The following is a 12,318-nucleotide window of genomic DNA, read 5'->3' as shown; positions in this document are numbered from 1 at the left end:
GGAGGCCGGAAATGACATCCTCGCCATCCCCTGTGAGTAGCGGTGCCGTTACCCTGCTGATCGGCACCAGGAAAGGCGCGTTCACGCTCAAGAGCGATGCGAGCCGACGGGCCTGGAAGCTCTCGGCGCCGGCCTTCCTCGGCCACATCATCCACCACGTCGTCGCCGATCCGCGTGACCGGCGCACCGTACTCATGGCGGCCAGCACAGGCCATCTCGGCCCGACGATTTTCCGGTCGACCGACCGCGGCAGGACCTGGAAAGAAGCCGCAAAGCCGCCGGCCTTTCAGAAAGCCGACGAGGGCGGGACAGGCCGCTCCGTCGGCCATGTCTTCTGGCTCACACCCTGCCATGCGAACGAACCGAACGTCTGGTACGCGGGAACATCTCCACAAGGCCTCTTCCGCTCGGAAGACGGCGGCGCGACCTGGAAACCGTTCTCCTCCATCAACGACGACCCGCAGTACATCGAATGGATGGGCTCGGTCCAGGACGGCACGCCGGACGGGCCAAAGCTGCACTCCATCATCGTGGACCCGCGCGATCCCCAGCATCTCTACTTCGGCATGTCCGGCGGCGGTGTGCACGAATCGACAGACGGCGGGAAGACCTTTGTGCCGCTCATCAAGGGCATGGAAACGGTCGATGGCTTTGAGGCCTCCGTCGTGACCTATCACGATCCCCATTGCATGCGGCAGTGCCCAAGCAATCCGGACCGGCTCTACCAACAAAATCACTGCGGCATCTATCGCATCGACCGGCCCTCCAATGAGTGGGTGCGGATCGGGAAGAACATGCCGAAGAAAGTCGGCGACGTCGGGTTTCCGATGGTCGTCCATCCGCACAACGCCGACATCGCTTGGGTCTTCCCGATGGATGGGGGAACGGTGTGGCCGCGCGTAAGCCTCGGCGGCAAACCGGCCGCCTATGTGACCCGCAACGGCGGGAAAAGCTGGACCAGACAGGACAAAGGGTTTCCGCGCTCGAATGCCTGGTGGACGGTCAAACGCCAGGCCATGACGAACGATCAGTACGAAGCCGTCGGACTGTATGTCGGCACAACGCAGGGCGAGATCTGGGCGAGTCGGAATGCAGGAACCACCTGGACCTGCATCGCCCGGCATCTGCCGGAGATTTATTCCGTGGAAGCGGCCACATTCGGACGATGACAGTCCATATTCCCAGCGCCTTGCGGTCCTACACGGCACAACAGAGCGAGGTGCAGGGAGAAGGCTCCACGCTTGCGGAGGCACTGGCAGCCCTGAATCATCGCTTTCCAGGCATCCGGTTTCGTATCGTCACCGAGCAGGACGCCATCAGGCCCCACATCAGAATCTTCGTAAACGACGTGCAGCTCCAGGACTTGTCAGCGCCGCTCTGCAACGGCGATACTGTCTCTATCGTCTGCGCCCTCAGCGGCGGATAACCTGAGAGGAGACACCATGCCGACTCCCGATAACGCCAAGATGATCGAAGGTCAACGTCAGGATTGGAACCGCGTCGCCGGCGGCTGGGAGAAATGGGATCGTCTCTTCGATCAACAGATGGCGTTTCTGAACCATCGGCTCGTGGCCGACGCCCGCCTTCACGAAGGCATGCACGTTCTCGATCTCGGCTCCGGCACCGGCTACCCCGCTCTGCTGGGCGCGCAAACCGTCGGATCAACCGGTAGCGTCGTCGGCATGGACCTCGCCGAGCATATGCTGGCCGCTGCGACTCGCAAGGCCACACGCCTCGGCCTGACCAATGTCTCGTTCAAAACCGGCGATGTGACGAGTCTTCCGTTTGAGCCGGCCTCGTTCGACGCCGTCACCAGCCGCTTTTGCCTGATGTTCCTCCCAGAGATTCCGAAGGCCGCATCGGAGATTGCGCGAGTGCTCAAACCCGGAAGCTGGGTGGCGGCGGCCGTCTGGTCAGCGCCGGAGAAGAACCCCTCGATTGGGCTCTCGATGGCCGCCATCAAACAAGTCATCGACCTGCCACCACCGGATCCAACCGCACCGGGCATCTTTCGATTGGCCAAATCGGGCGAGCTCGCAGGCCTATTCCAGCAAGCTGGACTCGTCGATGTGACGGACCAGGAGTTCCTGGCGGAATGGTCGTATGCGTCCGCCGACGAGTACTACACCAGCCTGATGGAGATCGCCGCGCCGGTCCAGAATCTCATGGCCAAGCTGACCGAGTCACAGCAGCAAGATGTGAAACAGCGCATTACCCAGGCCGCGTCACAGTCCACGCGCGGCGGCCGGATCGTCTTCCCGATAGCCGTGCGAATCGTCGCAGCGCGCAAACCCCTCTGAACCCCGATGGCCTCCAGGCACGATGGCTTCAAGGATTTTGTGCTGGACCAGTTGGCTGACCTTCGGGGCCTGACCTGTCGAGCCATGTTCGGCGGCTACGGGCTGCGGCATCGAGCTATCTTCTTCGGGATCATTTACAAGGGCCGGCTGTATTTCAAAGTCACGCCGGAGACCGTCGCCGCCTACCAGGCCATGGGATCGAAACCCTTTCGCGTGACCTCCACAATGACGCTCAAAACCTACTACGAAGTCCCTGCCGATATTTTTGAGGATGCCGCTCGGTTGACGCAGTGGGCTGAGACCGCCAGCACCGCTCAGCATCCCCAACCGGCACGGCGGCGCGCTGCTTCCAAGACCCGCCATTCCACCCCTGCTCGCACAACCCGCCCCGCGCTTCACTGACCGAGCGAGCCCATAGCCGCCGGCTTGATTCAGATTTATAATGATCTTCATGTTGACCAGCCTCAGCTCACCCCTCTCCACTTCACGCGTGATCCAGCAGCGCCTGATTCGCTCGGTACGGCTACTGACGGCCTGTGCGCTCCTCTCACTTGGCGCGACATCGTTCGGAGCGGAGCCATCGCCCGCACCCCTTCTATGGAGTACCGTCCCCGCAGTCAGTCCATCCGAACAGCCCCCGCCCCCGAAGAAACCGTCGATTCTCCGCGAGCGAGACATCGCCTTCGATGAGCGCCTGGTGAGCACCTTGAAAGACGCCGCAGCCAGACCGCTTCCGCCGATTGCCGTCGAGCTCTTCGATACGGACCGGTATGAGCTGGATGTGCTCTCTACGCTTGCGCGCAACAATGATACGAGCTTCGTTCGCGGGCAGCTGAAACCGCAGGACTCCGGCGAGTTTTTGATCGTACTCAACGGCGCGGCTGTCACGGGCACCATTCACCTCGGCCGGCGCCTCTTCAAGATCGAGCCGCTCGGCAATGGGCGGCATCGCCTGATCGAGATCGATCCGGAACAAGAATCGAAAGAATAACGAGCGCGGAAGCGCGGCTGTTTGGGAAATTCGCGCGCAACGACACCCGTCTGAAGAAGACGGGGCGGACCCTTGCCTCTTACGAATCCCCTCTGCATTTGGATGCCTCGCGACACTGAGATGCACTGATTTATCCGCGTCCGACATCGTTCTCGAAAAAGTTTTCCCTCAACACATCCGCACTTTTTCTTTCCTCGTAGGACAAGACAACAGAGGAACGATTCGGCGACGCCCCATACTATTCCAACCCAGGAGGAACCCAGCCATGAGACAACCCATCGCATCCTATCTCGTCATCGGCGGATTGCTGCTGACGCTGAGCGGCTGCAACACCATAGAACCAGCGGGCGGTAAAGCGGCCGCAGACAAACCCTCCGGTATGGCGTCTGCCATGCCAACCTCGGCAGGCCCGGACGGCAGCCTTCCACTCCCTGCCGACTACAAATCTTGGCCAAAGTTCCTGACGGACATTCCGAAAGGCGAAGCGAAGCAGGTTCGCGACATCTACATCAACCCGACCGGCGCAAGAGCATCGGCAGGACAGAACTTTCCGAACGGCACGGTCATGGTGATGGAGATTTACAAAGCCAAGATGGATGGCGACAAGCTCATGACCGGCATGGATGGGAAACCGGCGAAGGGCGATCTGGCGAAGGTGTTCGTGATGGGGAAGGAACAGGGTTGGGGCGATAAGCTGCCGGAGAATCTGAAAAACGGCGACTGGGCATATGCGGCCTACGATGCGACGAACAAACCGCTGATGGAAGATTTCACCAAGTGCCGCGCCTGCCACACCCCGGTGGCACAAAAAGATTTCATCCACCGCTACGACGAATATTTCCAAACACGGAGTCGGATGTAGCACAGGCTCTCATGCGAGGGGCGGGGGCTGCGTCCGCGCAGTCCCCGCTGCTGCGGCGGACATCTTTGCCTGTAAGGCAGCGCTCTGTGCTTCACCCGTGCGTCTACTGATTTATTCTGCCTGTCCCCTTTTTGTTCTCTCGCTCGTGAACAGACCACAGTATGCGCAGTAGTAGAAAGTCGTCTGGCGCCTTCGTGACTAACTCACCATCTAGCGCGACACGAATCTCAGCCAGTCGAGGATGGGAGAGGACTCCCTCAGGAATTGGGAAGTGAGCAAATGGGTTGTGGAGCACAAACAGGCCATCGAGCAAGTGCTCGTTGTAATTCTTCTTGGGAGTGCTTCGAACCTCGGGGCGAAGGTCGCCCTCTTTGGGATGGAAAGTCTGGTAGATGGTCTTGGCAGCTGGGTTATCAGCGAGCGCGCGTACCTTACCCCAGGTAGCCAACGAGCTGTAGATCACGGCGGAGACCTCAGGATAGGTTGGCTCACAGAACAGTCCCAGCGGCACATCAACTGTCTCGGACTTAGTTGCAGCGGAGACGTTGTAGCTCACCACACAATCTGCGTCTGGCGGAGTAGCGGCCTCGTCGTGATACAGGCCGTACATGGCAGCTATGATCGACCGGCCAGCAGCGAAGTGCGCCAGCGGTCGGTCGAACGCGGCGATGGCCACTATGAAGGGACGATTCGTTACGTGCGGAAGAGTGGCGTAGTAATCGCGATAGCGCCTTACCTTCGACGTAAAGCTATTGCATATGCGAATGGAGGCTTCGGCGTTGAATTGGCTGAAGTCGTCCGGGATGTCGGATGAGTCGTATCCAAAGGCCGGTTTACCACCGCTTGCTGGTGCTGCGATGGTGGCTTCAATGCATAGCGGAGCCGGAGCGGTGACAACGAAGTCCGGAGAGGCGGATCCCTGGTCAAGCTGAAAACCCCAGACCTTCGTGGAGGCGTGCAGGTAAAGCTCCCATAATCCAGACTCAAAGGTGCTTTGAAACTCCTGAACAAACTTGCCATCACGGTCGCGAAAACCGTCAGCCCAAGAGCTAAGTTCACGACGTTCCGGTGCAAACGTTTCCTGGAGCAGCATCTGAAAGATCGGATGCTGCTTCAGAGATGGAATAACTGGAGTAAAGAGATCCATGGTCTGAGAAGCGATTTCCTTGCGCGGCCTAACGTACCGTGAGAGACGCCAGAGCGCGGAAGCGTCCGCTCCAACGGCTGGCTAGGTCTCACAGGCCCCCTAGTAATGCCTGCGCAGGGTTGTACCGACGCTCTGCAGAGTTTCCTCTGCAGTAACGTACGTCTGTACCAGCATTTTTCCGGCCTCAAGTTCCGAGTCGGAATTCAGAATCTGATTCGCCCTAAACATTAATTCCTTTATCTTTAATCTCAAGTTGTCGTCCGCAACTCGCTCAATAAGTATTCCGACTCGCCTATTGGCGAGACGGATGCTCTCATCCAGGTCTGCGTCAAGCAAGGTCGCTCCCCACGCACCGCTCTTGCTCGCGGATCGTCGGTCTTCCTCATGACCTTTTGTGATCAAGCGCAGACAGTCGTGAATGGCTTCCTGTAAATCAAGTAGCGTCTGTTGCTGGAAGGCCGACGCTCTCTGATCGCGTTCTTCTTGAGCGCGGTGCCGCTGGAGTGACTCAGCATGTAGGTTCGTCATCCAAGTCGTACCAATGCTGGCAAGTACGCCTACGACTGTTCCAATCAATCCCCAAGCAGCGCCTTCCACGTGCCCTCCCGTGAGACCTAACAATATTTAGGCCGATCCGCATAAGAGCCGGATGCGCCAATATCTGCCTGCATAACTCGCAGGCACTGTTTGCGAACCATACGCCTTGACCGCTGCTGTTTCAATGAGTTGGAACGGCGAAACCATTTGTCACAGGTTCGTCTGGGGATCGGCATGACACCGATCCTTGTATCATCCTGCAGGCTACGGACACCGGCCGTCGCATCCAACCAGCTCCCGGTTGACGTAGATCGGGAAGGGTTGGTACATACACCCATTCTTTCTTAGAGCAATTTCGACCACGAGGACGCCATGCCGATAGATGAAATTGAGAAAAAAGTCAGTGACCGTTACGCCAAGGCCGCCAGCACTGGTGAGCAGATGTGCTGCCCGACCAGCTATGACATGGCGAACCTCAAATCGTTTATCCCGGAAGAGGTCCTTAAGATTTCGTATGGGTGCGGCACTCCGGCCGGACTGAATACCGTTAGTGCCGGAGAGACGGTCCTGGACATCGGGTCAGGCGGCGGGATCGACTGTTTCGAGGCCTCGCGTCTCGTCGGCCCCACTGGACAGGTGATCGGCATCGACATGACCGATACGATGCTCGACATTGCGCGAAAGAATGCTGCAGTCGTCGCTGCCAATCTCGGCTATCCCGCATCTAATGTCGAGTTCCGCAAAGGGATGGCCGACGCCATGCCCGTCGCTGACGACACTATCGACCTGATTATTTCCAACTGCGTGATCAATCTGGCTCCCGACAAGCGGAAGGTCTTTCGCGAGATGTTCCGCGTCTCTAAGCCGGGCGGACGTTTCACCATTTCCGACATCGTCGCCGATCAACCCGTGCCGCAATACCTGGTGCATGATGCGGAGAAATGGGGCGACTGTTTATCCGGCGCTCTGACGTTGACTGAGTACATGGCCGGGATGACCGAGGCCGGGTTTGTCGGCCTACATCTGGTCACGTCATCCCCCTGGCAACGGATCGATGGCATTCATTTTTTCTCGGTCACATTGACCGGCTACAAACTTCCCGCTGAAACAGCGGTGCACTCGGCACGATATGCCACCCTCCGTGGCCCCTTCAGCCGCGTGCTCGATGAACGAGGCACCACGTACATGCGCGGCATTCCACAGCCGCTGACGCCGGAACTGGCGGCATTGCTGAGTCGGCCGCCCTTCGCGTCGCTGTTTATGTTCTCCGAGACTCCCCAGTGGCTCAACCGCGAGGATCCGCGATGGACCGCCGTGTTTCCTGAACAGGTTCCCTGTACCTGGAAAGGCGACTACGCGCTCTTAGCCGGCCCGTTCCTGGAAGCGCACGATGATGATCACCATGTGTTCCGCCGCGGCGAGCCCCTTGAAATCTGTTCGAAGACGCTCACGGTCCTTGAAACGGATGGCTATGCGCCGCACTTTGCCATTCTCAATCGCGCCAGCCAGCCCGTGGGCGGGGACGCCGTGAATTGCGCGCCGACGGGCGGGTGCTGCTAAAAATCCGATGGCGCTCACCCTCCTAGGCCGCCACAATCCCCTCGCCTCTTCGACGGAACAGCTGCGCATTCTCGACGAGACGACCATCACTCCCTTTGCAACCCGTCTCACACAGACCGGGCTGTCTTCGCTCCACGCTTCCGGAATCACGGTCTTCCAAATCAACGTCGGCAAGCTGTGCAATCAAACCTGCCGGCATTGTCACGTGGATGCCGGACCGGACCGCACGGAAAGCATGTCACGGGAAACGGCGGAGCTGTGCATAGCCGCGCTGGCTCAGACCGACATTCCCACGGTCGATATCACCGGCGGGGCGCCGGAACTGAACCCGAATTTCCGGTGGCTGGTGGAGCAGGCCCACGCGCTGGGGCGTCATGTCATGGATCGTTGCAACTTATCGATCTTGCAGATCCCGTCACAGTCCGACCTCGCGGAGTTTCTCGCCGCTCACCGCGTGGAGGTCGTCGCCTCGCTACCCTACTACCGTGCCAGTCAGACCGATGCGCAACGCGGCGAAGGGATCTTTGACAAATCCATTGAAGGACTGCGGCTCTTGAACGGGCTCGGCTATGGACGAGAGGGAAGCGGACTGCTGCTCAATCTCGTGCATAATCCGGTGGGCGCTTTTCTCCCACCGAAGCAGGACGCGATCGAAGCCCAATTCAGAAAGGAACTCCGTACCAGGCACGGCGTGGAATTCAATCACCTCTACACGATTACCAATATGCCGGTGAGCCGGTTTCTGGAGTTTCTGGTGGAGAGTGGCAACTATGCCGGCTACATGGAGCGATTGGCCAATGCCTTCAATCCAGCGGCGGCGGCCGGTGTGATGTGCCGCTATACGCTGTCCGTCAGTTGGGACGGCACGCTCTACGACTGCGATTTCAATCAGATGCTGGAACTGCCGGTGGATCATGGAGCGCCGGGCCACATTCGTGACTTTGATCCGGCGCTCCTCAATCAGCGGCGGATCGTCACCCGCAACCATTGCTATGGCTGCACGGCCGGGTCTGGCTCCTCATGCGGCGGAGCCGTGGCATCGTAATCTCACTAGTCCTTGCTGGGCTCTCTGCTCCCCATAGATCTCACACGAGACTTCGCGCGCGACAAGCCGACACGGCCTAAGGCGGGCGGTTGCGTCGCAGGATCCACTCTGCTAGGGTGACGCCAGATCACATTCATCCACTATCCCCAATACATCTATGGTCTGGAACCCCAACGATCCCTGGAATAAAAAGAACGACAAGCTCGACGATGCGCTGAAACAGGCGCAGTCGCAGTTGCAAGGGCTTGTCCCGTCCGGCGGCATGAAAAGCCTGCTGCTCGTAGGCGTGCTGGTCTTTGTGGCCTGGCAGAGCGCGTTTATTGTCGCCCCGGATGAAGAAGGCGTCGTTAAACGGTTCGGCATCCCCGTTCGAACGGTGGGCCCGGGCCCGCATGTCAAAATCCCTCTGGTCGAATCGGTCTTGCAGCCGAAAGTTGAAAAGCTTCACCGCATTGAAGTGGGATTCCGTACGGACCGGCAGGGGCGCCAGCAGATGCTCGCGCAGGAAGCGCTGATGCTCACCGGCGACATGAACATTCTGGCCATCGAGTTCATCGTGCAATATAAGATTAAAGAGTCTGCGAACTATCTCTTCAATGTCGCCGATATTCACGACACTATCGGCAAAGCCGCAGAAGCGTCCATGCGAGAAATCGTCGGCAAGAGCAAAATCGACGAAGCGCTCACCACCGGGAAAGCGCAAATCCAACAGGACACCATGGTGTTGCTGCAATCCATTCTCGACCAATATCAAAGCGGCGTGCAGATCGCGGCGATTCAGCTCCAAGATGTGGATCCGCCGGAAGCCGTTGCGGCCGCTTTCAAAGACGTGACCAATGCCAAGGAAGATCGCGAGAAGCTGATCAACCAATCTCAAAGCTATCGCAACGACATCCTCCCCAAAGCCAAAGGCGAAGCGGCACAAGTCGTGAACCAAGCGAAGGGCTATGCCCAAGCGCGGTTGAATCGCGCACAGGGAGAAGCCAACCGGTTCGTCGCCACGCTCAAGGAATACAATCAGGCCAAAGACATCATCAGTAAGCGCCTGTATATTGAAACCATGGAAGAGATTTTGCCCAATATCGACAAAGTGATCATCGACGGAAAAGGCGGAGAGCGCGTGCTCCCGTATCTCCCGCTCGACCGGCTCAAATCGCGCTCTGGCGCCTCCGCCGAGGAGCAAAAGCCATGACGAAGCAAGGCCTGATGATCGCGCTGCTCGTCGTTGTCGGAGGCCTGTTTGTGCTAGGGGCCTCACCGCTCTTCATCGTCGATATCACCCAGAATGCCATTGTGGTCGAACTCGGAAAACCGAAACGCAATCTCACCGAGCCCGGGCTCTACGTCAAAGTGCCATTCATTCAAGAAGTCACGTATTTCGACAAACGTCTGCTGGACTACGACTCGGACGCCCAGGATGTCATCACGCAGGATAAGAAAACGCTGCTCCTCGACAATTTCGCGAAGTGGCGCATTACCGATCCGCTGAAGGTTTATCAAAACTTTCAAAGCCAGCGCGGGGCGCTCCAGCGGTTGCACGATATTATCTATTCAGAACTGCGTGTCGAACTCGGACGCCACGACCTCCTAGAGATCGTCGCCACCGGACGCCACGACCTCATGAAGATCGTGACGCAACGATCGAATGAGAAGGCCTCCGTCTATGGAATCGAAATTCAGGATGTGCGCATCAAGCGCGCCGACCTTCCTGAACAAAACGAGAAGGCAGTGTTTGCCCGCATGCAAGCTGAGCGGGAACGGCAGGCGAAGCAGTATCGTGCGGAAGGCGCAGAGGAAGCGCAAAAAATTCGATCTGAAGCGGAGAAAGACCGGGAGATCATTCTGGCTCAGGCCTATAAGGAATCTGAAGAGTTACGGGGAGCCGGAGACGCAAAGGCTTTCAAGGTCTACGCCGATGCCTACCGGCAAGATCCGAAGTTCTTTGAATTCACTCGTTCGATGGAAGCGTATAAGAGAGCGTTCAAAGACAAGTCGACCATGGTGCTGAGCCCGGATTCAGAGTTCTTCCGCTATCTGAAACAGCGCTAGCGTCCGCTACGAAAGTCCGACAATTTCTCCGCTCACCGGATCCAGGTCAACCCGTTCGCCGGCTGGCTTCTTTGGCAAGCCGGGCATCAGCTGAATCCCTGAACAAACTGCCGTCACAAATCCAGCCCCAGCGAGAATGCGCAATTCCTTGATCGGAACCGTAAATCCAGTGGGTCTCCCCTTAAGCGCCGGATCATGCGACAAAGACAACGGCGTCTTCGCCATGCAAACAGGCATCCTCCCAAATCCTAGAGACTCGGCCGCGTCAATCTGACGATCCGCCGTCGCCTCAAAACTGACTCCGGCTGCCCCATACATCTTCGTGGCAATTGTTTCAATCTTCTTCCTGATCGGCCAATTCACATCGTAGAGATGCGTAAAGTTCGCGGGCTGCTCCACGGCACGAACCACGGCGTCGGCCAGCAGTTCTGCGCCTCGCCCCCCATCGGCCCAATGAGTCGAGACGGCCGCATCGATCGCACCAACCTCTCGGGACCGGTTCCTGACCCACTCCAATTCTGCAGGTACATCATCCTTGAACGCATTGACCGCGACGACAACCGGAATGCCGTGGATCCGCGCGTTGGCAATATGTTGTTCAAGGTTCGCAAAGCCCTTCTCCAGGGCAGGCATGTTGGGACCGGTCAATCCTGAGGGCAGTGGCGCCCCGACCTTGGCAACTCCTCCACTGCCATGCAACTTCAGAGCTCGTAGGGTCGCGACGACAACGGCGGCCGCCGGCTTGAATCCTGATACGCGGCACTTAATATTGAAAAACTTCTCGGCACCCAGGTCACTCCCGAATCCAGCCTCGGTAACGACATAATCCGCGCATCTCAGTGCCACGGCATCGGATAGGATGGAACAATTGCCGTGGGCAATATTGCCGAACGGCCCGGCATGCACAAAAGCCGGCGTTCCCTCTAACGTCTGCACCAGGTTGGGCAGCAACGCATCCTTCAATAAGACCGCCATTGCCCCCGCGCAGCCCAGCTCTTCGGCGGTTCCCACAGCGCCGGACTGTTTCAACCCCACCATGGTCCGGCCAAGCCGTTGACGAAGGTCTACCTGGCTTGATGCCAAGGCAAGAATGGCCATGATTTCGGAAGCTTCGGTGATCACAAATTGGCTGCCATGCTGCTGCGCTTTTTCTCCTACCATAACCTGGCGGAGTGCGCGGTCGCTGACGCCCATCGTTCTGGGCCAGGCAATTCGCTCTATATCAAAGGCGCATTCGTTGCCATGAAACAGATGATTATCCAAGAAAGCGGAAAGAAGGTTGTGGCTCGCAGCAACCGCGTGGGCATCACCGGTAAAATGTAGATTGATCTCCTCCATGGGAAGCACCTGAGCACGCCCGCCTCCGGTACCGCCACCCTTAATCCCAAATACCGGACCGAGAGATGGCTGCCTGAGCGTCACAGCCGCGCGTTTGCCTAACCGGGAAAGTCCCATCGCCAGCCCAATCGATGTCGTCGTCTTTCCTTCGCCAAGAGGAGTCGGATTAATCGCGGTCACCAGCACATACCGTCCTAATGGGCGAGCCTTGAGACGATTCAATACCCGCAATGATATTTTCGCTTTGTTTATGCCGAAGGTTGAGACTTCGTCGGCCTGAAGGCCAAGCTGTTCGGCAATATCAAGAATGGGTCTAGGTCGGACGGATCGGGAGATTTGGAGATCAGTCACAATACCCCTCTAAGAAAATACAATGCGAATGAAGGATGTACCCCGTCACGTACACCACGCCTCTACGAAGGGACGAGAAGAAGAAGCAGGAAAAAAGACGGGCTCGAAGTTTCCCTCGAGCCCGTCATAAAAGACACC

General features: G+C 58.1%; 13 protein-coding genes. 10 read left to right on the top strand and 3 right to left on the bottom strand.

Going from position 1 to position 12,318, the window contains the following annotated elements; genetic code table 11:
- Nucleotides 1–11 precede the first annotated feature (11 nt).
- From NITLEN_RS09545 to NITLEN_RS09520, 6 genes are all read left to right on the top strand, one after another.
- Complete coding sequence (locus tag NITLEN_RS09545) at nucleotides 12–1,169, top strand: WD40/YVTN/BNR-like repeat-containing protein (RefSeq protein WP_121989354.1); 1,158 nt, start codon at nucleotides 12–14, stop codon at nucleotides 1,167–1,169.
- Nucleotides 1,166–1,426 carry a MoaD/ThiS family protein gene (locus tag NITLEN_RS09540; RefSeq protein ID WP_121989353.1) on the top strand — a complete coding sequence of 87 codons (261 nt, stop codon included), beginning with the start codon at nucleotides 1,166–1,168 and terminating at the stop codon, nucleotides 1,424–1,426. Before NITLEN_RS09545 ends, NITLEN_RS09540 begins: the two co-directional genes overlap by 4 nt.
- Before the next feature lie 16 nt (nucleotides 1,427–1,442).
- Entirely contained in the window at nucleotides 1,443–2,300 is an 858-nt protein-coding gene (locus NITLEN_RS09535) for a class I SAM-dependent methyltransferase (protein ID WP_121989352.1), read from the top strand.
- 6 nt (nucleotides 2,301–2,306) lie between these two features.
- Nucleotides 2,307–2,702, top strand: a complete 396-nt coding sequence (locus NITLEN_RS09530; protein ID WP_121989351.1) for a TfoX/Sxy family protein — start codon at nucleotides 2,307–2,309, stop codon at nucleotides 2,700–2,702.
- Nucleotides 2,703–2,751: 49 nt separating this feature from the next.
- Nucleotides 2,752–3,291, top strand: coding sequence for a hypothetical protein (locus NITLEN_RS09525; RefSeq protein WP_146216153.1), 540 nt, complete (start codon nucleotides 2,752–2,754; stop codon nucleotides 3,289–3,291).
- A gap of 265 nt (nucleotides 3,292–3,556) precedes the next feature.
- Nucleotides 3,557–4,153 carry a cytochrome P460 family protein gene (locus NITLEN_RS09520; protein WP_121989349.1) on the top strand — a complete coding sequence of 199 codons (597 nt, stop codon included), beginning with the start codon at nucleotides 3,557–3,559 and terminating at the stop codon, nucleotides 4,151–4,153.
- Between the two features lie 103 nt (nucleotides 4,154–4,256).
- Here the strand turns inward: NITLEN_RS09520 and NITLEN_RS09515 are convergent, their stop codons facing one another.
- Together NITLEN_RS09515 and NITLEN_RS09510 are read right to left on the bottom strand one after the other, a co-directional pair.
- Entirely contained in the window at nucleotides 4,257–5,300 is a 1,044-nt protein-coding gene (locus NITLEN_RS09515; protein ID WP_121989348.1) for a glycosaminoglycan attachment site, read from the bottom strand.
- Nucleotides 5,301–5,399: 99 nt separating this feature from the next.
- Nucleotides 5,400–5,897, bottom strand: coding sequence for a hypothetical protein (locus tag NITLEN_RS09510; protein WP_121989347.1), 498 nt, complete (start codon nucleotides 5,895–5,897; stop codon nucleotides 5,400–5,402).
- 312 nt (nucleotides 5,898–6,209) lie between these two features.
- On the opposite strand from NITLEN_RS09510, the gene NITLEN_RS09505 reads away from it, so the two are divergent.
- The 4 genes from NITLEN_RS09505 (at nucleotide 6,210) to hflC (ending at nucleotide 10,491) form a co-directional block, all read left to right on the top strand.
- On the top strand, nucleotides 6,210–7,397 hold the full coding sequence (locus NITLEN_RS09505; RefSeq protein ID WP_121989346.1) for a methyltransferase domain-containing protein: 1,188 nt from the start codon (nucleotides 6,210–6,212) through the stop codon (nucleotides 7,395–7,397).
- Nucleotides 7,398–7,404: 7 nt separating this feature from the next.
- Nucleotides 7,405–8,442, top strand: coding sequence for an arsenosugar biosynthesis radical SAM (seleno)protein ArsS (gene arsS / locus NITLEN_RS09500; RefSeq protein WP_121989345.1), 1,038 nt, complete (start codon nucleotides 7,405–7,407; stop codon nucleotides 8,440–8,442).
- A 157-nt stretch (nucleotides 8,443–8,599) separates the two neighbouring features.
- Nucleotides 8,600–9,634: an FtsH protease activity modulator HflK gene (gene hflK / locus NITLEN_RS09495; RefSeq protein ID WP_121989344.1), complete on the top strand. Its 1,035-nt coding sequence runs from the start codon at nucleotides 8,600–8,602 to the stop codon at nucleotides 9,632–9,634.
- Nucleotides 9,631–10,491 carry a protease modulator HflC gene (hflC, locus tag NITLEN_RS09490; RefSeq protein ID WP_121989343.1) on the top strand — a complete coding sequence of 287 codons (861 nt, stop codon included), beginning with the start codon at nucleotides 9,631–9,633 and terminating at the stop codon, nucleotides 10,489–10,491. Before hflK ends, hflC begins: the two co-directional genes overlap by 4 nt.
- A gap of 6 nt (nucleotides 10,492–10,497) precedes the next feature.
- On the opposite strand, the gene NITLEN_RS09485 is transcribed toward hflC, so the two are convergent.
- Entirely contained in the window at nucleotides 10,498–12,183 is a 1,686-nt protein-coding gene (locus NITLEN_RS09485) for a formate--tetrahydrofolate ligase (protein ID WP_181416764.1), read from the bottom strand.
- Between the last annotated feature and the right edge of the window lie 135 nt (nucleotides 12,184–12,318).

The sequence above is a fragment of the Nitrospira lenta genome, from assembly GCF_900403705.1.
GTDB lineage: Bacteria > Nitrospirota > Nitrospiria > Nitrospirales > Nitrospiraceae > Nitrospira_D > Nitrospira_D lenta.
This window is presented reverse-complemented; position numbering and strand designations above follow the sequence as displayed.